Source organism: Atopobium sp. oral taxon 416, from assembly GCF_018128285.1.
GTDB lineage: Bacteria > Actinomycetota > Coriobacteriia > Coriobacteriales > Atopobiaceae > Olsenella_L.
The window spans coordinates 2,144,526-2,166,153 of sequence record NZ_CP072380.1; the positions used below are offsets into that span (position 1 = coordinate 2,144,526).

At 55.7% G+C, this 21,628-nt stretch carries 25 protein-coding genes and 3 pseudogenes; 14 read left to right on the top strand and 14 right to left on the bottom strand.

The features are described 5' to 3' along the window. Positions 1-16: 16 nt before the first annotated feature. Positions 17-463 (top strand): aminoacyl-tRNA hydrolase, encoded by a 447-nt coding sequence (gene pth2 / locus J4859_RS11225; RefSeq protein WP_212329877.1) that lies wholly within the window; start codon positions 17-19, stop codon positions 461-463. A 60-nt stretch (positions 464-523) separates the two neighbouring features. Here pth2 and J4859_RS11230 read toward each other — a convergent pair whose 3' ends face one another. The 3 genes from J4859_RS11230 to J4859_RS11240 form a co-directional block, all read right to left on the bottom strand. After that, entirely contained in the window at positions 524-1,273 is a 750-nt protein-coding gene (locus tag J4859_RS11230; RefSeq protein WP_212329879.1) for a nucleoside phosphorylase, read from the bottom strand. A 109-nt stretch (positions 1,274-1,382) separates the two neighbouring features. Continuing rightward, the gene (asnS, locus tag J4859_RS11235) at positions 1,383-2,792 is read right to left on the bottom strand and encodes an asparagine--tRNA ligase (protein ID WP_212329881.1); all 1,410 of its coding nucleotides are present in this window, start codon (positions 2,790-2,792) and stop codon (positions 1,383-1,385) included. 133 nt (positions 2,793-2,925) lie between these two features. After that, positions 2,926-3,672, bottom strand: coding sequence for a gamma-glutamyl-gamma-aminobutyrate hydrolase family protein (locus tag J4859_RS11240; protein ID WP_212329882.1), 747 nt, complete (start codon positions 3,670-3,672; stop codon positions 2,926-2,928). 1,286 nt (positions 3,673-4,958) lie between these two features. On the opposite strand from J4859_RS11240, the pseudogene J4859_RS11245 reads away from it, so the two are divergent. Beyond that, a pseudogene (locus J4859_RS11245) lies at positions 4,959-5,378 on the top strand (lyase family protein); the annotation flags it as partial. Positions 5,379-5,413: 35 nt separating this feature from the next. On the opposite strand, the gene J4859_RS11250 reads toward J4859_RS11245, so the two are convergent. Continuing rightward, positions 5,414-5,632, bottom strand: coding sequence for a transposase (locus tag J4859_RS11250; protein ID WP_212329884.1), 219 nt, complete (start codon positions 5,630-5,632; stop codon positions 5,414-5,416). Between the two features lie 34 nt (positions 5,633-5,666). After that, the gene (locus tag J4859_RS11255; protein WP_212329886.1) at positions 5,667-5,921 is read right to left on the bottom strand and encodes a hypothetical protein; all 255 of its coding nucleotides are present in this window, start codon (positions 5,919-5,921) and stop codon (positions 5,667-5,669) included. Between the two features lie 778 nt (positions 5,922-6,699). On the opposite strand from J4859_RS11255, the gene J4859_RS16360 reads away from it, so the two are divergent. The 8 genes and pseudogenes from J4859_RS16360 to J4859_RS11285 all read left to right on the top strand — a co-directional run bounded on the left by J4859_RS16360 (position 6,700) and on the right by J4859_RS11285 (position 12,757). Further along, positions 6,700-7,017 carry a lyase family protein gene (locus tag J4859_RS16360; protein ID WP_256436730.1) on the top strand — a complete coding sequence of 106 codons (318 nt, stop codon included), beginning with the start codon at positions 6,700-6,702 and terminating at the stop codon, positions 7,015-7,017. Continuing rightward, entirely contained in the window at positions 7,007-7,588 is a 582-nt protein-coding gene (locus J4859_RS17060) for a lyase family protein (protein WP_256436879.1), read from the top strand. Before J4859_RS16360 ends, J4859_RS17060 begins: the two co-directional genes overlap by 11 nt. Positions 7,589-7,590: 2 nt before the next feature. After that, complete coding sequence (locus tag J4859_RS11265; protein ID WP_212329888.1) at positions 7,591-8,742, top strand: NADP-dependent malic enzyme; 1,152 nt, start codon at positions 7,591-7,593, stop codon at positions 8,740-8,742. A 95-nt stretch (positions 8,743-8,837) separates the two neighbouring features. Further along, positions 8,838-9,674, top strand: a complete 837-nt coding sequence (locus J4859_RS11270) for an alpha/beta hydrolase (RefSeq protein ID WP_212329890.1) — start codon at positions 8,838-8,840, stop codon at positions 9,672-9,674. Between the two features lie 570 nt (positions 9,675-10,244). Then, positions 10,245-10,649, top strand: a complete 405-nt coding sequence (locus tag J4859_RS11275; protein ID WP_212329892.1) for a hypothetical protein — start codon at positions 10,245-10,247, stop codon at positions 10,647-10,649. Between the two features lie 836 nt (positions 10,650-11,485). Then, a pseudogene (locus tag J4859_RS17065) lies at positions 11,486-11,664 on the top strand (transposase); the annotation flags it as partial. 147 nt (positions 11,665-11,811) lie between these two features. Further along, positions 11,812-12,117 (top strand): hypothetical protein, encoded by a 306-nt coding sequence (locus tag J4859_RS11280; protein WP_212329894.1) that lies wholly within the window; start codon positions 11,812-11,814, stop codon positions 12,115-12,117. A gap of 379 nt (positions 12,118-12,496) precedes the next feature. Then, on the top strand, positions 12,497-12,757 hold the full coding sequence (locus J4859_RS11285) for an HNH endonuclease (protein WP_249113621.1): 261 nt from the start codon (positions 12,497-12,499) through the stop codon (positions 12,755-12,757). Positions 12,758-12,789: 32 nt separating this feature from the next. Here J4859_RS11285 and J4859_RS11290 read toward each other — a convergent pair whose 3' ends face one another. From J4859_RS11290 to J4859_RS17070, 7 genes are all read right to left on the bottom strand, one after another. Beyond that, positions 12,790-13,068 (bottom strand): type II toxin-antitoxin system YafQ family toxin, encoded by a 279-nt coding sequence (locus J4859_RS11290; RefSeq protein ID WP_212329898.1) that lies wholly within the window; start codon positions 13,066-13,068, stop codon positions 12,790-12,792. Beyond that, the gene (locus tag J4859_RS11295; protein WP_212329899.1) at positions 13,069-13,341 is read right to left on the bottom strand and encodes a type II toxin-antitoxin system RelB/DinJ family antitoxin; all 273 of its coding nucleotides are present in this window, start codon (positions 13,339-13,341) and stop codon (positions 13,069-13,071) included. Between the two features lie 890 nt (positions 13,342-14,231). Further along, on the bottom strand, positions 14,232-14,411 hold the full coding sequence (locus J4859_RS11300) for a hypothetical protein (RefSeq protein ID WP_212329900.1): 180 nt from the start codon (positions 14,409-14,411) through the stop codon (positions 14,232-14,234). Between the two features lie 231 nt (positions 14,412-14,642). Continuing rightward, positions 14,643-14,834 (bottom strand): transposase, encoded by a 192-nt coding sequence (locus J4859_RS11305; protein ID WP_305852692.1) that lies wholly within the window; start codon positions 14,832-14,834, stop codon positions 14,643-14,645. Positions 14,835-14,889: 55 nt separating this feature from the next. Further along, a complete protein-coding gene (locus tag J4859_RS11310; RefSeq protein WP_212329902.1) occupies positions 14,890-15,162 on the bottom strand; it encodes a hypothetical protein in 273 nt (90 codons plus the stop codon). Between the two features lie 48 nt (positions 15,163-15,210). After that, positions 15,211-15,489: a transposase gene (locus J4859_RS11315; RefSeq protein WP_212329903.1), complete on the bottom strand. Its 279-nt coding sequence runs from the start codon at positions 15,487-15,489 to the stop codon at positions 15,211-15,213. A 488-nt stretch (positions 15,490-15,977) separates the two neighbouring features. After that, a complete protein-coding gene (locus tag J4859_RS17070) occupies positions 15,978-16,181 on the bottom strand; it encodes a hypothetical protein (RefSeq protein ID WP_212335448.1) in 204 nt (67 codons plus the stop codon). Between J4859_RS17070 and J4859_RS17075 the strand changes: the two genes are divergently transcribed. The 3 genes and pseudogenes from J4859_RS17075 (at position 16,083) to glgA (ending at position 20,020) form a co-directional block, all read left to right on the top strand. Further along, entirely contained in the window at positions 16,083-16,346 is a 264-nt protein-coding gene (locus tag J4859_RS17075) for a hypothetical protein (protein WP_256436881.1), read from the top strand. The two genes, J4859_RS17070 and J4859_RS17075, sit on opposite strands and share 99 nt — an antisense overlap. Then, positions 16,231-17,001: pseudogene (locus J4859_RS11325) on the top strand (ThiF family adenylyltransferase); the annotation flags it as partial. The gene J4859_RS17075 and the pseudogene J4859_RS11325, both read left to right, overlap by 116 nt. 754 nt (positions 17,002-17,755) lie before the next feature. Beyond that, positions 17,756-20,020: a glycogen synthase GlgA gene (gene glgA / locus J4859_RS17295; RefSeq protein WP_305852661.1), complete on the top strand. Its 2,265-nt coding sequence runs from the start codon at positions 17,756-17,758 to the stop codon at positions 20,018-20,020. 129 nt (positions 20,021-20,149) lie between these two features. Here glgA and J4859_RS11335 read toward each other — a convergent pair whose 3' ends face one another. Both J4859_RS11335 and J4859_RS11340 read right to left on the bottom strand, forming a co-directional pair. Next, positions 20,150-20,536: a hypothetical protein gene (locus J4859_RS11335; RefSeq protein ID WP_212329905.1), complete on the bottom strand. Its 387-nt coding sequence runs from the start codon at positions 20,534-20,536 to the stop codon at positions 20,150-20,152. 234 nt (positions 20,537-20,770) lie between these two features. Then, positions 20,771-21,058, bottom strand: a complete 288-nt coding sequence (locus J4859_RS11340) for a hypothetical protein (RefSeq protein WP_212329907.1) — start codon at positions 21,056-21,058, stop codon at positions 20,771-20,773. A 221-nt stretch (positions 21,059-21,279) separates the two neighbouring features. Between J4859_RS11340 and J4859_RS17845 the strand changes: the two genes are divergently transcribed. Further along, positions 21,280-21,501 (top strand): hypothetical protein, encoded by a 222-nt coding sequence (locus J4859_RS17845; RefSeq protein WP_212335296.1) that lies wholly within the window; start codon positions 21,280-21,282, stop codon positions 21,499-21,501. The last annotated feature ends 127 nt before the right edge of the window (positions 21,502-21,628 follow it).

A 21,628-nucleotide genomic window follows, 5' to 3' on the forward strand; every position in this document is an offset into this window, starting at 1 on the left:
AGGAGTTTTAAGTCCCATGTCTAGCTACAAAGCAAAACAGATGATCGTGATGCGCCGTGACCTCAGGATGCGCAAAGGCAAGATCGCGGCCCAGGCGGGCCACGCCTGCGTGGAGGCAACACTTATGGCCCTTGCCCGGGAGCACCGCCTGGGTGAGGTCAGAGTCGAGACCGATATAGCCGGCGACCCCAGCTGGATCTACCTCAACGACGAGGGTGAGGATCCGACGCCGCTCTCTGACTGGTTTGATGCGGGCGTCGCAAAGGTCTGCGTCTACGTGGACTCTGAGCAGGAGCTGCTCGACTTAGCACAGCTGGGACGAGACCGGGGCTTCATCGTCGCCCTCATCCGGGATGCAGGCATCACCGAGTTCCACGGGGAGTCAACCTATACCTGTCTCGCCTTTGAACCGCTAAGCCCCGAGCAGATTGATCCTTTGACCGGCGACCTGCCGCTCTATTAACTGACTCCCTCCCACTACGCTCAGCACGGGAGGCGCCGAGCGTTGAATACCATGCTATGGTTACGACATTTCCGGCATAGCCGTTAGAACCGCACATCCTATGCGCAACGATAAGCTGTGCGAAACTCTCCCCCATGTTCGGGTATCATGCGCTTGCACCGCAGCCAAAGAATCCGCACTGAAGAGCAATTGGGCAAAATTCACGTGCCGATACTTGGCACAGGCAGCCAGAGCCGCGCATTCCATTTCAACAGTGCTCGCGCCCAGACGCTTTGCCGCCGCTATTTTCTGAGGCGTTTCCCGAAAGAAGCCATCGGTTGTCCAGGTGGTCACCTCCTGGAAATTGATTCCTAAAGAAGCTAGAGCCCCTTTGATATGATCAAGATACTTCGAATCAAGGCGTATGAATTGATTTGCCGGGGCATAGTGAAACGATGTGCCTTCATCCCGGAGCGCCTTGACCGGCAGCAACAGCTTATTTTCCGGGAGGTCCCGGATAACCCCGGCGGTGCCGATCGCCAGAATGTTGTGTGCTCCATGGGCAATGAGCCAATCCAAGAGCTGGGTTGCTGCTGGAGCACCGAGCGGCGCCTGACATAGGGTGAGCTTGAATCCATCTATGTCGACTTCATATACGAGGGGCTTAAATGCAATGGTATCGAATCGTCCGAGCACACGATGAGGGATGCCACCTACAAAATGCTCTATATCCTCTTCCGGCACGAATGCATAGAGTAACCGTTCAGGAACATGGTCTTCAGGCTGGTCCCAAGCGGGATCAATGATTCCTTGTCCATCATCAAAATCCAATATGAATAGGTCCCTGCACATAGTTTCCCCTATAACGCAGCGGAAGGGCAGCGGGAGGATCAGCCAAACGCCTGGACCTCCCGCTTTGTATAGCTGTGTTCTCAAGCAATTAGAAGTCGCAGTTGCCGACAAAGCGTGGGTGCGGGATCACGTCACGGATATTATCGACGCCAGTCAGATACATGATCAGACGCTCGAAGCCGAGGCCGAAGCCTGCGTGGTGGCACGTGCCGTACTTGCGCAGATCGAGGTAGTACTTGTACTGATTCTCATCCATCCCGAGCTCCTCGATGCGCTGCTTGAGCCTGTCGTAGCGTTCCTCGCGCTGGGAACCGCCGATGATCTCGCCGATGCCCGGCACGAGGCAGTCGACTGCCGCAACGGTCTTGCCGTCCTCATTGGCGCGCATGTAGAAGGCCTTGATCTCCTTTGGGTAGTCCGTCACAAAGGTCGGGCGCTTAAAGTGCTTCTCGCACAGGTAGCGTTCGTGCTCGGTCTGTAGGTCGATGCCCCATTTGACCGGGAACTCGAAGTGATAGCCGTTCTCCTGTGCGTTCTGCAGGATCTGGATGGCCTCAGTGTAGGTGGTGCGGGCAAACTTCGAGGTGGCCACATGGCGCAGGCGGTTCAGCAGGCCTTTATCCACAAAGCGGCTGAGCATGTTGAGCTCATCAGGGCACCGGTCAAGGACGGCCTGGATCATGAACTTGAGCATCGCCTCAGCGACATCCATATCCCCTTCGAGGTCGCAGAACGCCATCTCCGGCTCCACCATCCAGAACTCTGCAGCATGCCGGCGAGTGTTGGAATCCTCAGCCCTGAAAGTAGGGCCAAAAGTGTAAACGTCCCCAAGGCTCATCGCGAAGTTCTCTGCCTGCAGCTGCCCTGAGACGGTCAGATTCGTCGGCTTGCCGAAGAAATCCTTGGACCAGTCCACGGAGCCGTCTTTGAGCTTCGGCACGTTCGCCATGTCAAACGTCGTCACATGGAACATCTCGCCTGCACCCTCCGCATTGGAGGCGGTGATGATCGGGGTGTTCACGTAGACGAAGTCACGCTCCTGGAAGAACATGTGGATCGCGTAGGCAGCGATGGAGCGAATACGGAAGACTGCACGGAACAGGTTGGTCCGGCTCCGCAGATGTTGCTGGGTACGCAGAAACTCACGGGTCGCATGCTTCTTCTGCATCGGATAGTCCGGGGCAGAAGCGCCCTCGATGACGACCTTAGTGGCCTGCATCTCAAAGGGCTGCGGGCGCCTCGGGGTAAGCGCGATAGTGCCCGTGACAATGAGGGCTGCACCGACGTTCTGGGAGACGATCGACTCGTAGGTCTCCTCCCCCAGCATCTCCTTATTGAGGACCACCTGCAGGTCCTTAAAGCAGGATCCGTCGTTCAGAACGATAAATCCAAAGTTCTTCATATCGCGGATGGAGCGGACCCATCCTGCACAGGTGACATTCTTCTCGGAGAACGCCTCTTTATCCTTATAGAGCTCATAGATCCTCGTACGCTTCAAGAGAACCTCCCTGCAGCAAAGACGGACTATCCTCGCTGTTTATCATTTGGAAACAGAAAAATTGTCAAGGTTGAGGTTAGCGCAAAACTTATCGTTTGTGCACCCATAGGGAGAAAGACTTAGAAAATCAGATTTAGGCCACGCTGAAGAGCCGGTGCGGGTGGCTCGCATAGGCACGGCAGTTCTGCGCAAACCCTTTCGCCAGTCCAAATTCCTCAGGATGGTTGAGGTAGAGCGACTCCGGATGCCACTGCACACCCCACACGCACGTCCTCCCCGGCATATAGACGGCCTCGATAAGCCCATCGTGGGAATACCCTGCCGATGTGAGTACCGGACTCAGCTCCCGGATTGCCTGATGGTGGCAGGAGTTAACCAAAAGACGCCGCTTCCCTACCGCCTCTGCAATCGGAGTATCCGCCAGAAGCGTCACCTTGTGAACGTCTTTTTCAGGCTCATCGTAGATGGAGTGCTTGAAGTCAGTGGCCCCCTGCTCATTCACATCCTGCCAGAGGGACCCCCCGAGCAGGACATTGAGCACCTGGACACCGCGACAAATACCGAGGACCGGCATATCGCGGTCGAGCGCTTCCCGCAGCAGCTCAAACTCTGCGTTGTCACGCTCCGGGTGAGGAGCATCCGCGTTCGGAAGAGGTCTCTGCCCATAGAGGCCAGGGTCCATATCGAAACCGCCGGTCAGGATAAGGCCCTGAACCCGATCCAGAAGCTCACTCACGTCACTGGGGTCGTCGTCGTAATCACACAGGATAGGAAGCATCCCCACTGCTTTCATCATGCTCGTATACTTCATATTGATGAGCTTGTGTTCTTTATCCGGCCCCTCGAAGATCGAAGGGGTGATGCAAACGATCGGCTTCACTGGTATCCTCCTCACAAAACTCCCTGCATCGGGGGCGGACCCAAAAAGTTGGAGAACCTAGGTCGCTAGACCCAGTGACAGGCGGTATTCCAAAGGACTCATCCAGCCGAATGATTCCTTTGGTCGTTCGTTGTAATACTACATGATGTAGCCGTTAGACTGATCCATAAATTCGCTGCGTATGGTGTGGCTCCAATCATGATAGTAAAAGAATTCATGCTTGAGCCTACCGAAGATATCCTCTGCGGCGCTGTTGTACGGTGTGCAAGGACGGATTAGCATTTGACAAAGACCCACATAAGTCCCCTCTTTTCCGCATAGAGCCCTGCTACCTTTTTACCAGAGACTTTGAGAGGATACTTGCACTCTTCTGGCTTCTGTTTGATGTAGCAGCGACCTTGAAGATCCATTGCACTCCTCAATCTTTTCATGTATGGCAGCTTTGACCTCCTTGTACTTATCGGGGGTGTTGCTGTGGGATGTAGCACAGCAGTAGCGTAAGGAGGAGATATTGGACTCCCACAGGGGCTCTGGTACAAAAAATCAAGTTGAGGAAGCATCGGAGAGCTTGTGTTTCTCCTGACCGGTGAGCTCTTTGCTACTTTCGGCGTTTAAAACCTTCATCGTCTCTTCCAGCACTGCACCCCAAGGTCTAACCCATATACATCGCAAAGGCAAGCTTTTCTCGCTTCACCCGCATACTGTCGCTAGCATCAGGATCTGCGGCATCCATCGGCTCTTCTGCCAGATATCGTTTTCTTCAACCATATATGGTAGTTTCACCGATACCATATTTGCGTGTAGCATGTGCCTCTTGCCAAAGCACAGCTTAAAGGGTCTCCCATCCCATATGTTGAGGGTATCTTGTATGGACAGAGTGATCATATGGCATAAGATTTGGTGTCTGTCTGCACATCCAACCATAGAGGGTAGAGCCACACACACCGAATCAGGCGGCTCGTCCTTTGCTGGCGCACCATCGCGTATGTAGTCTAGAACCCTTTCGATAGATTCCTGTGAGTATGCCACACCCCATCCTTTGGGGTGCCCTCTGGGATCATGGATGCACCTCCTCCTATCAAATCTGTAACCGTATGTAAGTTTATGCACAGCAATTGCAACATCTCTGAAACAGCCTTCAACATCTATTTGGTGCCTATTCATAGTAAGGTAAGGACGTCGTGTACGAACGAAGGAGACACACTATAGGAAACGTGTGCATAGAGCACGTTTCACTCGGAGAGGTTCCGGTACCTGTGGGTGCCCTGTAGAGAACCCAGACCGAACGGTCCCATCAGAACTTTGCGATCGGTACTGAGCATATGCCCCAAGCGATCATCCGCGCCTTGATTCAGATTAAGGAAGCGGCAGCCCAGGCAAACAACAAGCTCGGTGTCTTTCCGCACAAGCAGATAACCCTGATCGAGAAGACCGCCGATGAGATCTTGGACGGCCAGCACGACGGCGAGTTCCCGCTCAAGGTGTGGCAGACTGGCTCTGGCACGCAGAGCAATATAAATGTGAACGAAGTCATCGCCAACCGTGGCAACCAGATCACGGGTAAGAAGGTCCTTCACCCCCATAGCTCAGTCAACCATTCCCAGTCTCCCAACGATACCTTCCCCAGTGCTCTGCACATCGCAGCAACCACCGAGCTCACCCAGGAGTTGATCCCCCGAAGCACAGGATCTGATCGCCTGTTTTAAGAAACTTGAGCAGAAAAACCGGGTCTTCCGCATTTCTAGTGGGTAGCAGATGCCAGCGACGTCTGGGCCGAGAAGTTGAGTTTCCCGAGCCTGAGGAAGATCATCGTCTCGAAGTAGGACGTGTTCTTAAATCCCCTTGCAGCTCTCTTGATGGATTGGATGAGCGAGTTGAGGCCCTCCAGGATCGCGTTGGTTGACCTTAAGCCCCACCAGCTGAGGATACCGTCCCACTCCTTCCTGAGGGTCCTCGCCATTAGTCTTCATCCTCGGGACACTCGAGTGCATCATCTACGAGCAGAGCCTGCGCAGCGCCTCGGCGGACTTACAGTCGGGGCAGGCGTAGTTGTCGCGCATGGCCTCGCTCATCGCGCAGGCCCTCGCCATCCTCAGCTGTGACGTGTTTGGGTCGAGCTGCTCGCGCTTGAGCCAGACGTAGTTGGTGGCGCTAGGCGCCTGGCGCTTCTCGCACCTCAGCTGGTCTGTGGCCTTGGCGAAGGGCTGCATGAGGTAGAAGCGCTCCACGCTCTGGGCGGCCTGCGGCATCTCGAAGGCGACGCCAAAAGAGTAGGCCTTAAGCCATGTCGCAGGTGAGCTCGGCGAGTGCCCCGCCGAGGTGCTCCTTAAGCTGGTCGCAGAGCCTGCAGAGCGCCCCCTTGTCCCTGTCCTGCGCGGCTGCGGCGACCCTTGTGGCCGTCGAGGTCTGCCATCAAGCTGATGTAGGTCTGGTTGCGCCTGCGGGCTGTGTCGTCGATCCCCACGTAGCTGACACCCGAGTAGTCGGCAGCACCCCTGGTCTCAAAGGTGGCCCTGTTCCAAGATCCCCCAGACGCGTAAAGTCAGACTTACGGACCTGCTTTGCTATCGCACTTGCTCTCATGCCACAGAGGGCCTAGAGCAACACCTTGGCCTTAAAGAGCGCCGTGAAGTGGGAGTTTGGGTACACCTCCCAGGGCATCCTGCACGTGTGGACACCGCCCTTGAGGGCAGCCCGCCCTGGGGACGGCGCAGTGCACGATCGTATCGTGCTGCCAGATGTCGAGGTGCCATAAGGTCCTCTCGCGGGTGTCGTACACACTGCAGTGGCGCTGGCACGCCGGGCACTCGACGACCCTGCCGCGGACGTGGAGCTCGTCGGGGGGAGCCGTCGTGCTCCTTAAACCAGACGTTACAAGACCCTCCACTCGTCGCTAAGCCCCCTGGGACCACTTAAAGAGCTGTGCCAGCATGCTCGCGTGCGCGCCCACCCAAACCTACCCATTGCGTTGCCACCCTCTGTGAGAATCCTACCTTTCGGACAAGACGCGCTCAATGCGGGGAGGCTATGCTACCCACCAGAAGTTTCGAAGAGCCGAAAAACCAAGACATCGTGAAGTCCGACCGTACACACCTCCAGGATGCGATCCCCATCGCCTCCAGCCGGGAAATTTCAGGCTGGCGCAACCTCATCGAGGTGGGCGTAGAGGATATCCGGATAAGCCTGCCTAGACTCTACAAGCTGGTGCTCGGCGGTACCGCTGTGGAAGCCGGCCTCAACGCCCCGAAAGGCTTTGATACCTTAATAGCCCAGAAATTGCAGAAGATCGATTACCGATCTCCCCTTCGCGAGCGATCCCAACAAGTTCCATGCCCTGACCGGTAAGAACGCGATCGTCTTCAGTCACGACGCCGTGAAAGCACTTGCGACAAACATGACGAAGATCGCAAACGATGTCCGAGGGCTGGTGTCAGGACCGCGCGACAGCATAGGCGAGATCACGATCCCCGCCAATGAGCCCGGCAGTTTCATCATGCGCGGCAAGGTCAACCCCGCCCAGTGTAAGGCGGTCGCGATGGTCGCCGTCCAGGTTATGGGCAACGACACCGCGATTGGTATCGACGTAAGCCAAGGCGACTTTGAGCTCAATGTCTTTATGCCGGTGATCGCATACAATTATCTGCAGCCGGTGAGATTGCTCTTAGATGCAATCTGCTTCTTCACCAAGCACTGTGCGAGCGGTATCAAGGCTAACAAGCAGAAGATGCACTACAACCTGCACCGATCACTGATAGTCGTGACGATTCTGAGTCGCCACATCGGCTATGAGCATGCCGCCAAGGTGGTACAATACGCATTTGCGCACAATACTTCGCTTTGGAAAGCTTGTGTATCATTAGGCTATCTGAGCGAAGAGAAGTTCGATTCAGTCTTTAAACCCGAGGAGATGGTTTAACAATGGACGAAACCAGCAGAAAGAGCCTTGAGTTCCACGAGAAGCTGCACGGCAAGATCGAAGTGATCGCCCGCGCCAAAGCAGAGACCAACGAGGATTTGGCTCTGCTCTACACCCCAGGTGTCGCAGAGCCCTGCCGTCAGATCCAGAAAGATTATTCAAAGCAGTGGGACCTCACCCGCAAAGGACACCTCGTCGCCGTAATCACCGACGGTTCCGCAGTCCTCGGCCTGGGCGACATCGGCCCGGCTGCCGGCATGCCAGTTATGGAGGGCAAGTGCCTCCTGTTCAAGGAGTTCGGCGACGTCGATGCAATCCCACTGTGCGTTGATACCCACGATGTGGACAAGTTCGTCGAGACCGTCTATCTGATTTCGAAGTCCTTCGGAGGCATCAACCTCGAGGACATCGCAGCTCCGCGCTGTTTCGAGATTGAGCAGAAGCTTAAGGAGCGCTGCGACATCCCGGTCTTCCACGACGACCAGCACGGCACCGCAATCGTCACCGCGGCAGGCTTACTCAACGCTACCAAGGTCACCGGCAAGAAGATGGGCGATCTTAAGATCGTTATGTCCGGCGCTGGCGCAGCAGGCCTTGCAATTGCGACGCTGCTCGAGCACATGGGTTTCGGCGACGTGATCCTCTGCGACCACGTGGGCTCAATCTACGATGGCCGCGACGGCCTCAACCCCTACAAGCAGAAAGTCGCAAAGTACACCAACAAAAACAAGGAGCAGGGCTCACTTGCTGACGTAATCAAGGGTGCCGACGCCTTCATCGGTGTCTCCAAGCCGCACCTGGTTACCCAGGACATGATCAAGTCCATGAACGACAGTGCAATCGTCTTTGCGTGTGCGAACCCGACGCCAGAGATCATGCCGGACGAGGCTAAGGCTGCAGGCGCTGCCGTTATCGCAACCGGCCGCTCTGACTTCCCGAACCAGATCAACAACGTCCTGGTCTTCCCAGGCATCTTCAAGGGCGCTCTCAGGGCCCATGCCCACGCAATCACCGAGGATATGGAGATTGCAGCTGCTGAGGCAATCGCCGGTCTGGTCCCCGAGGATCAGCTCTCCCCGACCAAGATCATCCCCTCTGCGCTTGATAAGACGGTCGCAGATGTCGTGGCAAAAGCTGTAGCTGAGCGAGCATAAGGAGCTCATCGCAAAACGCGGTATAACCAAGGGTGGTGCGCATACACGTGCCATCCTTTTTGTATACCGAGCTTGTATGGGGAGTTGATCACATCATGAAATTGCTCAATCAGACCATTATGACAAAACTGGGGAGCGCCACACTCATCGGCTACATCTTGGATAACTACGAGCGGGTCGATCCAAACCGCAGACGCCCCGCGATTATCTTCTGCCCGGGCGGTGGCTTCAACCATCTCTCCGACCGTGAAGGAGAACCCTTAGCGGTCCGCATGCTCACCCATGGCTTTCAGGCCTTCGTGTTGAAGTACAGCCTCAAGCCGAAGTGCTTCCCCGCCGCGCTGTCTGAATTAGCCGAGAGCGTGAAGTGTCTACGCGACCACGCTGAGGAACTCCACATCGCCCCGGATGCGATCTTCGCCGCGGGAGCCTCCGCCGGCGCGCATGTCGCGGCAAGCCTCGGGGTCTATGCCCACAGCCAGCTGATCCGCGATCTGGGCTATCAACCAGAGGACGTTGAACCCAACGGGATGCTCCTCGCCTATCCGGTGATCACCGCCGGGAAGTTTGCCCACACCGAGTCGATCAAGGCTCTGTTGGGCGACAAGTACAACGACCAGGCTGCCCGCGATCAGGTCTCACTTGAGAGGTATGCCGACGAACACGTCTGCCCGACCTTCATTTGGACGACTGCAACCGACACCTCAGTCCCACCGGAGAATGCCTTGCTCTTCGCAGAGGCACTGCAGGCGCACCACTGTCGCTACCAACTGATCGTCTATCCGGAAGGCAAACACGGCTCTGCCCTCGGCAACCGTGAAACCGCAAAGCCTGACGGCACCTACCTTGCCAGCGACATTCTGGATTGGCCGGAGCGCTTCGCGGACTTTGCCCGCCCGATCGGCCACACCTTCAAAAATTGTGAGCTGTAGCCAGAAAAATATCTCTCTGTTAGACCACGATTGACCTCGACCCTGTCCTTCCACCAGTCCCAGCCCCTTTGGGACTGGTGGAAGGCAAGGACTTAAGCCAATCGTGGTCTAACATAGAGTTTTTCATTCAGACAAAGGTGCCCAATACACCTCTTAGGCTTGTCTGCTTTATGAGCCCAGAACAACGATGTGAGGCTCTCCTGCAGCCGTTGTGACACCTGCCACGATAGTACCGTAGCGAAGTCTTTCTTTGCCACTGGCGGATTAGCATTCTGAACGCAACAGGATAGCCCGCTGAATGCAAGCGTGGCACACTCCGGAAGGCTACGATGTTGGTTGTCTCAATCAACGTCGAAAGCTAAAAGGAATGTGCCACTACACACATCTTAGCCTACAGGAGAGGGACTGCATAGCCGAGCTGCGTGGCACAAGGAAAGGCCAATCGGCTATATCGCGGCAGAGATCGGCAAGGACAGCTCCAGCGTCTGCCACAAGCTCAAGAGGAACGCACACCACGGCCGCTTTAGGGCATGTACTGCCCAAAAGGAGGGCGGATGAGCGCCGCAGGAGATGCAGGGCGAAAAGGCGGCTTTCAGACCCTGCGCTTACGCAGAAGGTGCGCTTACTCATCATGGACAGACACTGGTCCCTGGAGCAGATAGACGACATCTCAGGCTCGAGGGTGGCGGCAGGTGCGTCGTTGAGCCTGCCGACTATTCTATCGTGAGGTCCATAGCCACCACGCTCGACCTGCCGGGATCCGGCCCCGAAGGCAAGATGCGGTGCCACCTGCGCAGGAAGGGGAAGCAGGTCTGCAGCAAGAGGCCTAAGACCAAAGGTAAGATCGAGATCTTACACACCGTGGATGAGAGGCCAAAGCAGGCCGATGCGAGGTCTTGCCTCGGAGACTGGGAGGACGACACGCTCGTGGCAGCGGACCCGTGTGCCTGCTCGTGCTTGCCGACAGGGCAGTGAGGCTGCTTCTCGCAGAAGAGATGCCACCACGACAGCGGGAGCGTCTCTAAGGCCGAAGTCGGACTGCTACAGGGACGCCCGCTCGAGACGCTCACTTCCGGATAGGGGCAAGCAGTTCGCAGGGCATACAGGGCTCACAGATGCCCTTTGAGGTGTGCAGTTCTACTTCTGCGACCCCCACCATCTATGGCAGAAGCTAACAGTTAAGAACACCAACGGGATCCTGCGAAAGTTCTTCCCCTAGGGAAACGATGATTAATTCGCCTCGATGAGGTCGCTGGGGCCACACGCTGTATGACATCGGCTCAAAATGTCTCGAACCACGCAGTGCCCATACCCACATAGATGCCTATCTGTCTTCTGGATATGGTATAGCTACATCCACGTATTCCTGCATATCCAAAAGGAAGATATGGACAGACAGATGAGCTTTCAGGACCTTAAATCCTAAGGTCTGAGGAGAAAGACCAGACGAGAGGCACGCCTGGAGCAAATGGATACAATCGTTGTGTGGGATAGCTGGATTGCACTGGTGGAACCCAGCTACCACTGACAGGCTCTTGTCAGGCATGTGCGCGCTGTAAAGACAAAGCTTTAGGATGTAGCCTGCTTTAGGTAATGTTTGCTCTCTTAAGACGAGGGAACTTAAAGATGCTATCCTGGATTGTCACTCCTGGCAGCGCTTCTGTGCACGTAGACCTCATGCAAGCGCAGGTGCCAGATGCAACGACACTTGCGAAGATGCGCCATAGCCTTAAAGCGAGAGGAGTTCGGTAAAGCTTGTGCTTCACGACCTGAATTCAGAACTCGAAAGGGCAAGGATCACGGCGCGGGGCGGCTCCATGGTGGACGCGACCTTCACCTGGGCCTTAAAGCTCCACAAAGAACAAGGACCATGCACGCGACCCTTAAAGTGCACCAGTCCAAGAAAGGGGGAGTCTGGCGTATCGGATACAAGGCGCATATCGGCGTGGATGCCGGTAGCGGCCTTGTGCATGGTGTGGAGACGACCGCTTAGAATGTATCCGACATATCCTGTGGCACATGCACTCGTTAAGGGAAGATGACAGGTTCTGCTATGCATACTTTAGGCTATATAGGTATAGCGAAGCGCCCTTAAGGACGCATAAAGACCCACACCTCTCATCTATGCGCTAAAGCGTTGCTAAGAAAGCCTTCGACCAGAGAAGGCCTTGCCTGTACGCTTTTCTCCGAGAAGGGCATCGAGTCCAGGAAGGCATCCGGCCGCTCAAAGGTAGAGCATCCCTTCCTTATCGTGAAGCGCCGCTTCGGCCCCTTAAGGAAGCGCTACAGGGGGATAGAGAAGATACCTGCACACTCAAGTCTTTCTCGCCCTTGCAAACCTTGCCATGTGCATCTTTTGCCGGCAGGCTGCACCTCCTGGCTCCCAGAGTCGCTTGATCTGTCTTGGGGCCTTATTGCGGTGCATGGGGCAGGACAAATGTAAGGATAGTGGCTCCTGCACGTGCTGGATAGGCATCCTTCCCTGCCTTCCCCGCATGCAGGCCTAGAAAGACCATGTGGTCGGTCCCCTCTGACACGTTATGGGGCATTGATCATCGTTTCCCTAAGGGCACCGACTTCGTAAAGATTACGGACGAGGAGGTGCAGCATACAGTGGAGCTGATCTGCGACAGGCCAAGGAAGGTCCTGAAATACAGGACAGCCAACGAGGTCTTTAGGGAGATGTTGCACTCAGCTTGACAATCTGTCGCCCGAAAGGAGGACGCGGCATGCCGAGTAAACAAAAGCGATCATGCAGATATCCTGGCTGCCCGAACCTCTGCGAGGGCAGAAAACAGTATTGCGAACAGCACGACAAATTCATGGAACAACACTACGAGAAGTTCCAGCGCGGCTACTCCCCCAGCAAGCGTTATGGTAGGATCTGGAAACGAATCCGTGACCAGTATGTCCACGAACACCCGCTATGTGAGATATGCCTTAAGGAAGACCGCTATGTCGCCGTGGAGGAAGTCCACCACATTGTGCCGCTCTCCGAGGGTGGCTCGAACGGCGAATCGAATTTGATGAGCCTATGTCGCTCCTGCCACGAGAAGATTCATAAAGAACGCAGTGACAGATAAAAAGAGCCGTTCCACAACGGAACGGCTTAGAGTTAGAGATTCAGCAGGTCAGAATGACTTCCTGTATCCACAAGCGTTAAAGTGAGGATGTCATTCTCTATCAAATAGATCAAAAGCCAGTCCGGCTGGATATGGCATTCCCGAAAGCCTTTGAGATTTCCTTTGAGTTCATGGTCGCAGAATCTCTTATCCAACACTTTACCCTGACGTAAAGCGTCAACTACCTCTTCCAGAAGAGAAAGGTTCTCTCCACGTTTCTTCATCAGCTTATAGCTTTTCTTATAAGCTGTGGTGAACTTGACCGTCAGCATTTACTCTTCGAGCGCTTTCCTGAGATCGTCCATGTTTGTATATCCCGACACGCCAGGATCACGGGAAATACGTCTGGCCTCACTCATGGCATCCAAAACTTTCTGAGAGTACTGCGGAACCTCTACGGTAAACGGAAGACCGCCTCTTAAGATACACTGCCGGAGAAAAATGTTTACTGCGCCGGACATGTCCATGCCAAGTTCACTGAAGAGTTCGTTGGCCTGCTTCTTAACGTTTGCATCTATACGAATCTGAGTAGGAACTGTAGACATATACAATCATCTTCTTTCATTGGATATTTTAATACATTGGGTTTACATTGTCAATCAAACATAATAGCTGAGTACCTCCAGCATAGTTAGGCTCCCTGAACTGTAAGCGGCTTAAGGCAAGATCGAAGGCATCTTCGACTGGACCGTCGCGGTGGCTGCGATGCCAAAGAGCAAGACATGGATGAGGCACATCTCGTGCAGCAGCTCCATGCAGCCATCCCTTACATCCCTGTGGCTGTATCTTTAGCTGAACGAGTCCGCAAGGAGTGCATGTGGGCCTTGGGAAGGCCATGGAAGGTGCCCTCAACGTAGGCCTTGAAGTTGGATATCACCCTGTGGACCATGAGAAGGGATGCATCCCCGTCCGCTCTGTCGTACTCCCTTTAGACGAGCCCGCGCAACGAGGAGAGGCCGGCAAGCTTTGCCGCTCCAGCCATCCACCCTTATCTTCGATGTATGGCAGAGCTGGTCATGCCCCACCTGGTGCCAGCAATCTTTCGAGCACCCCTTTGCGCAGCGCAGGGGGCAGGCGCCCTGCCTGCCGCTGTAAGCATCGGCTGCTGCTTTGTGCCGCGCCCGCTTTTGCCTGCTGCCTTGGCGCCGATATAGAAGTCGTCCACCTCGTGTGTGTCAGCTGCAAGGACGCTGAACGCACTGCGATCTGACCCAGGCGAGTATATCCTTAAAAGGACCCGCCCTGCCGTCTTTAAGCTGCAGCCTATCTGCCTTCTGCAGGGCGCAGGCACTGATCCTTGCCTTCTGGGCGGACATGAGCCATATCGCCCACGAACCACTTCCTGAGCTCGAGGTGGGTCCCCTCCATCAATAGTTTCTGCGCTCACGCTCACCTGGTGCGAGCACTTCGTGCACTGCCACTTGTGTGCGCGGCCTCAGACCTTCGAGCAGGACGTATTGGCGCACACCGGGCAGACAAAGCCGCCGGAGACCTTCTCCTCGATAAGCCTCCCCTCGCACGACTCCTCGTCTGAGAACCTCTCCAAAAGGCCCATCAATGTCTCTTTGCTCTCGCATTCGCGCCTACTCAGAGCGCCTGCATGCCCCTTTACCATCTCTTTCTTTGCCCTCTCGGATGCATCAACCTTGTATCCTCATTGTACGGTTTGGAGGCGACAGGAACTCCTGCGGTTATGCTGGAGGTCCTCAGTCATTTCAAACATTTTGAAGTGGGGCGGTCAAAATCTCTACGGCCTGCTCCGGTGGAAAACGGCGCAGGGTCTTCTGTACGAAAAAAGCGAAAACAAACGAGCCATCTGCACAATGTGTGAACCGATATGTGAGCACTAGGCCCTCCCCAGCAGCGGTACCTTCACCCCCAAGCATCTGAGCATCACCATCGCGAAGAGGTTGTCGAGGCTGCGAAAGCTATAGGCTATCCTAACGGTCAGCTTGATCTTGTTGTTGATGGTCTCCACGCGTGCGTTGGACAGGCCGCTCTCCAAGGTGGCGACTGTGGCATCCAGATGCCTTCTGATCTTCTTTTAGAGCTCGACGAACTTAGGGGATCCTCGAGCGCTAGGCCCTGCCCCTCTACTTCTCGATGCCCTCCCTGATCTTGTTAGCAGGCAGCTTCAGGGCAAGCCTTATCCCTTCCTTCAGCAGATATGCCCTGTGGAGCTGCAGCTGTGAGATCGTGGTGAGCTGAAGCGCCGCCTTCTGCCTTCGGTCAGGCTCTCTGGGTTCTTGAAGGAGGGGATAGCTTGGGCCCTTCACGGATGCAGCGGCCTTCCTTTCGGGGCTCGCCTCCTCCCCCTTCCTGGGGCGGGCGCGCCTCCCCTTCGGTGCTGCCTTGGCCTTCTGCACAGCCGCCCTCCATGACTGGCGGCACAGCCCGTCGAGCAGCTCCGTTGCCTACTGGACGATGTGGAAGGTGTCTGTGCAGCGCAGCGCATACGGTACCCACTCCTTCATCGCATCGTCCACCCAACGCACCCCGTCCGCACTCACAAGGTCGATGGATGAGCTTCCCTTAACGGCGATCTGCTTGAAGAAGGCGTCGAAGACCTTGCGTCCATGGCCGTCATGTAGCTGTGGCCCTTCTTGTAGCTTGTCTCGTCCACACCTATCCACCTGAGGTCTGCCGTCTTTGGCGGCTGCCCCTGTTCGAGCCTTGCCAGCACGCGCGAGCATATCGCGCCCACCCACCTCCACAAGATGCGCAGAAGCTTTTGACAGGCAAGCTTGCTCATCGACAGCTCAAGCCAGCAGCAGCTGTCCTCAAAGGCACGGGGGAGCCAGCTACCATGGTCTGCCCAGGGGATCTGACGCACCGCGCAGTACCGCATTTTGGGCACCTCATCCTGAATGTATCCGCCTGGATATACACCTTCGTGCCGACGACATTGGGGCATCTCCAGAGCCTGGTTCCCCTGCCTGCATCGTAGCAGGGGGGCCTTCTGCCCGCACTTGCCGCATCTGCAGGAGTGGGGCCTGTAGGGCCTTGGCGTCGATCACGATCGCCTGTGCGTCCTCGTCGAAGGACACATCCTCGACGCTGATCATAATCTTGACTAAGTTTGAGATGCGCACGGTGCACTCCTTCTGCCGGGTCTTTACTTCGCAACTAAAAACCTACAGGAGAACGTGCCTTGTCACCTGCGCATTCGCATATTCTTCATTCACACATCGTGTCGAAGAGCCAAAAAGAGACGCCTTTCGACCGCCTGAAGCTCGTGCTCGGTGAAGAGAGCCTTGCACATCTCCAGAAGTCTACAGTCATGGTGCTGAGACTCGGCAGCGTCGGCTCGGACTACACGGAAGCCCTTGCCTGCAGCGGCATTGGACACCTCATCCTCATCGACCGGGATACTACCATCGAACATCAGCCGTCAGGCCATTGTCTTCCATTCGACGGTCGGCCTTCCCAAATGTCAGGTCATGGAGAAGATGGTTCTGGCTATCAATCCAGGCTGCGATGTGACGACGCTTCAGGCTTTCATCCCGAAAGACAGCCTCGGCGAGATGCTCTCCCAGTTCCCCCGTCCTGACTACATCGTCGATGCGATCGACATCGTCCCACAGAAGCTCGTGCTTGCCAAATGGTGCCGGAAGCAGAGGATTCCGCTCTTGAGCTCCATGGGTGGCACCGACAAGCTCGATCCGAGCTGTCTCCAGTTTGCACAGATCAAGAAGACTTCAGGCAACCGCCTTGCCAAGGCCATGCGCAAAGAAGGCCGGAAGCACAGCATCAAGGAGCTCGAGGTACTCTACTCGACAGAGAGGGGCGCGGGTTCCAAGCCTCCGAAGACGGAGGATGGGAAGAGACCTGAGAAGGGTCAGACTGACTTTGGGCACCATGAGCTACATACCGCTGATCATGGGCCAGATGATCGCCGGCAAGATCATCTGCCGGCTTGCCGGATTCGAGCCCATGCCCTACACGGAAGAGGAAGATCCGCAATGCTAGGCCCAGAGCAGAACAGCCTGCAAGCAGCGAAATACTACGACATGCACTTCTATATCGACTTCCTCCAGGAAGATCCAGCAGGCTTCCTCGATGCGTCAGATACGCTTGGTCTGGCCTTCCTTTCCTGCACTGCGGCACCCAACTCAGAGCTGGAAAGACCGGCAGAATGCGACTCTGAGCCTTGGTGCACATCCCTGGTGGGTGGCAGACAGCAGAATGGACACAGGCGCCCTTGATGAGCTCGTCTCGCTTGTGCCCGATGCTCTCCTCATAGGAGAGATCGGCATCGATCTCTCGCCCAAGCATGTCAAGCTTTCCTCGAAAGACAGACAGAGGCATTCCAGACCATCGTGAAAGTTGCAGCCGCTTCAGGCGGCAAGGTGCTCTCCATCCACTCCTGAAGTCAGTAGATCTCGTGTTCGACATCCTCAAAGAAACCGGCTGCACTCCTGCTGCTGCGGGCTCTATTCCTATCCTGCACTAGTTCTCGGGCTCGACGCCCGAGCTCTGGCGTACCATTCATCTCGGCTGCCTCTTCAGCGTCGGCAAGCCGTTCCTCCATACCCGGCCATGCAAAGGAATACCTAAAGCTCATTCCGCACGAGAAGCTCCTCTTCGAGACTGACTATTCTCCCGAGCATGCAGGGCTTGTACCCAAAGGCTACGAGCGTGCCCTTGCTGACTCTGCAGCCCTCATAGCTGCATCCTGGAATGTCTCTGTGAATAAAGCTGTCGAGACTCTTGCTGCCGCGAGCGAAGCCATCTTCCGCCAGACCAGAGGAGAAGCCTGATTACGCCGTACTGGCAGCCCGTCACACGACGCAAGCCATACTTCCCTACAGCATCGATTCCATATCCATATGCCTAAGCAGCTTACCTTTCGCCTGCCTGCGCATTCTCTTCCCTGCTGAGGCGCTATCATGGAAGTAAACGTCTGCTTATCCATGCAGCAGTTGTCTTCTGTGAGCGTTTCCCCAAGGAGGAGGAAAAATGGCAACAAGAAAGTCAAGAAGCTCCAAGCCACGCAACACATCCATGAGGTCGAGATCTTCTCGCTCCATCGCAAAGCCGAAGGCTCAGAAGGAGGCAGGAGAGAGCAAAGTGAAAGAGCCTGCTGCCGCAAAGCCGGCAGCAAAGGCTGTACCTGCTCCGAAGGCCACAGAGCCTGCCAAGAAGGCACCTGCAGAGGCTGTAAAGGTAGAAGCAGCTGCAAAGTCCGAACCGAAGCCTGCTGCCAAGAAGGAGGAGCCAAAGCCTACACCTGCCACAAAGGAAGCTCCGAAAGCAGCTGCCCCTGCAGCCAAGCCTGAGCCGAAGCCAGCAGCAAAAAAGAAGGCCGCTCCCGCGCCGGCACCGAAAGAAGAGCCGAAGGCGGCTGCAAAGCCCAAGCCTGCTACAAAGGCAGCCACGCCTGAGCCTGCAGCAAAGCCCACAGCTGCCAAGAGGGAAGAGCACACCAAGAAGACGGAGGCTCTGAAGCCTGCAGTTGCGAAGGTAGAAGAAGCCCCGGCTGCAAAGCCGGCCGTGAAGTCAGCTCCTGCCAATGTGTCTGAGGCAGAAAGGCCTACACCGAAAGCTGTCCCCGAAGCAAAGAAGGCAGAGGAGCCTAAGAAGGAAGCAGAGCCTGCAAAGTTCGAGAAGGCAACTTCCGAGAAACCCACCAAGGTCGAAGAGAAGCCCAGGACAGCCGCTGAGGCACCTGCTGCTGAGCCGGCACCTGCCACGGCAAAGGAGATTCCCGCAGAGAAGACGGCTGAGCCTGAGGCAGCACCGGAGCCTGAACCCGAGCCACTCCCCCAGCCGAGGCGCTCCATCGCCTTCATCGGATCCGAGTGCTATCCCTTCGTCAAGACCGGTGGTCTCGGCGATGTCATGTATGCACTTCCAAAAGCTCTCGTGAAGCAGAATTGCGACGTAAAGGTCATCCTTCCGCGCTATGCCTGCATCAAGCAGGAGTGGCAGGAGAAGATGGTCTACAAGGGCGCCTTCCAGATGGATCTCTGCTCTGACGGCAGGCAGTTCTATGTCGGCATCATGGAATACATCTCCCCTGACGGTGTAGTCTATGACTTCATCGACAACCAGGACTTCTTCACAAATGGCAACCCGTACACGAACCTCGTGGATGACATCCCGCGCTACTGCTACTTCGGAAAGGCAGCGCTCTCTGCCCTGCTCTTCCTCAACTGGATTCCTGACATCATCCACTGCCATGACTGGCAGGCAGCGCTTGTCCCGGTCTATCTGCGCACGCTCTTCCAGAGCACAGAGCTCGCATGCTCAAAGACCGTACTCACAATCCACAACCTGCGCTTCCAGGGCAAGTACAACATCCCGACGATCAAGTACTGGTCCGGACTTCCCGACTATGTCTTCAACAAGGATGCCATGCAGGAAGACTGGACCGAGGCCAACATGCTCAAGGGTGGCCTCACCTACGCCGATATGATCACAACGGTCTCCGGCACCTATGCAGAAGAGATCCAGACGCCGGAATACGGCGAGGGTCTCGATGCCCATCTGCACTACCACTCCGGCAAGCTTCGCGGTATCGTGAACGGCATCGACTACGACATCTGGAACCCGGCAACGGACAAGCTCCTCGAGGCTCCCTATGACACCAAGAACGTGATTGATGCTAAGAAGGAAAATAAGAAGGCGCTCCAGGAAGAACTCGGCCTCGAACAGGACGACGGCAAGATGGTCATCGGCCTCATCTCCCGCCTCACGAGCCAGAAGGGCCTCGACCTCGTCACGACCGTCATGGAGCAGCTCATCGACGGCAATACGCAGGTTGTTGTCCTCGGCACCGGCGAGCCCCAGTATGAGGAATCCTTCCGCTGGTTCGAGAATGCCCACAAGGGCACCGTCTGCTCGAGCATCATGTACGACGAGGCACGTTCGCACCACATCTATGCTGGTGCCGATGCACTCCTCGTACCTTCCCGCTTCGAGCCCTGTGGTCTCACCCAGCTCATTGCCATGCACTATGGCACGATTCCTGTCGTCCGTGAGACCGGCGGCCTCAAGGATACGGTTGAGCCGTACAACATGTTCGAAGACTCCGGCAACGGCTTCACATTCGACCGCTATGAGCCGGGCCTGTTGCTCGAAGCAATCAACCGCGCCAAGATGCTCTACTTCACGAGTCGCGAGTCCTGGGACAAGATGGTCAAGCGCGACATGGAGAAGAATATCTCCTGGAGCAAATCTGCATCCCAGTACCGTGACCTCTATCTCCAACTGACACAGTAGTAGGATCTGCGCTGATTCTAAGCATTGACATGGACGGGCACTGCAAAGGCGCCCGCCCATTTTTCTGATGAATCGTCCTCTAAACAGGAGGTAGGCTGGACTCTGCATTCGGCCTGCTTGCAAGTCTAGCTATGCCTCGTTGTCATGGCGTCTGCGGCAAATCCATGCCCGTGTCAGTAGTAGAAGTACTGCCCCACCTGTGGCAATCAATCCGTCGAAGCCGGAGGCATCGGAAAGCGGCATTGCAGCCACAGACATACAGTGATAGGTCGTGCTGCTCTCGCCATAGTTATCCTGGTTGCCAACTTTGTCGATTGTCGCTGTATTGAAGTGATCGGTTTTCCCAGTTACAGGATTCTTGCGGACTACTGGGATAGTGGTGTCTACCTTACCGCCAGACGACAGCGTACTCACATCGAACTCAAGAGTGTTGTCATCAATCTGATATGAGACATAGGATTGACTGCTAATCTTGATCCCCGCTTTAATTCCAAGCGAATCAGACGATACAGTCATGACAGATGGATCATCGAGCGACAAACTATCAGGCAGGCAATCAGTCACGTGCATGTCTCTCACATTGGGAAGCGAAGTGTCGGTAGCTTTGTTCTCAAAAGTGAACGTGTAAGTAAGCTACTTGTTTGCATCATTGCCAATCTCTGTAGGATGGCCCTGCGTACCGGAATTGGGATCACAGGTCTTGGTGATATCCAAATTTGCAACCAGAAGCGTAACTCTCCTGTTCGCGATCTATGTCGTAATGGCATCGCTCGCTGCAGGAGCGTTACCTACAAACATGCGCTTACTTATAGCGGCCTCATTTGTTTCGATCGTGTCAGCATAGGTGGAATCAGCCGTAGCCTTCAGCCGAATATAAGCGACAAGCGTCCCCTTCTTGTCCAGGACAAAATCATGGCCGGTATCTGTTTTGCGGCAATCGATAGCTATAGCTTTAACAGTGGAGAGGTCATCAGAGATTTTCGCGGTCCATATGCCGCTGCCCAAAGACCATGTCTGACCCGTTAGCGTCTGCATCATGTAGTAAATGACTGGTTTGCATGTGTCGGTCGTCTTCGAACTGTTAGCATCATAAGCGACTTTGCCACTGGCGGAATTAGCATTCTGAGTGCAACAGAATAGCGCCAGGCAAAGGTCATGGCGCACCTCCGAAGGCTACGATGTTGGTTGTCTCAATCAACGTCGCAAGTCAGGGAGCAATGCGCCACTACACACATCTTAGCGCTTAAGAGCGCGACAGGATAGCCGAGCTGCACGCCGAGGGCAAGGCGGTCAGTGACATCGGCAGGGACATCGCCAGGGATAGCTCCACACTCAGCCGTAAGCTGGAAAGGAACGGCAGGCACGCAAGGTGCAAACCGTACAAGAGGCTCTCGAGACCCAGCGTTGGCCGAGGAGGTGAGGGAGCACATCGCAGACGAGCGGTGGTCGCCCGAGCAGATAGACGAAAGGCTTTGTCTTGAGCACAGCGGCTCGTCTATCTAGCGCACCGTCGGCTCAGGCGAGCTCGATATCCTTGATGCGCCCCCACAGGACCAGCTCCGCCACCATCTGTACAGCAAGGGGAAGCAAACACACAGGGGGCACAAG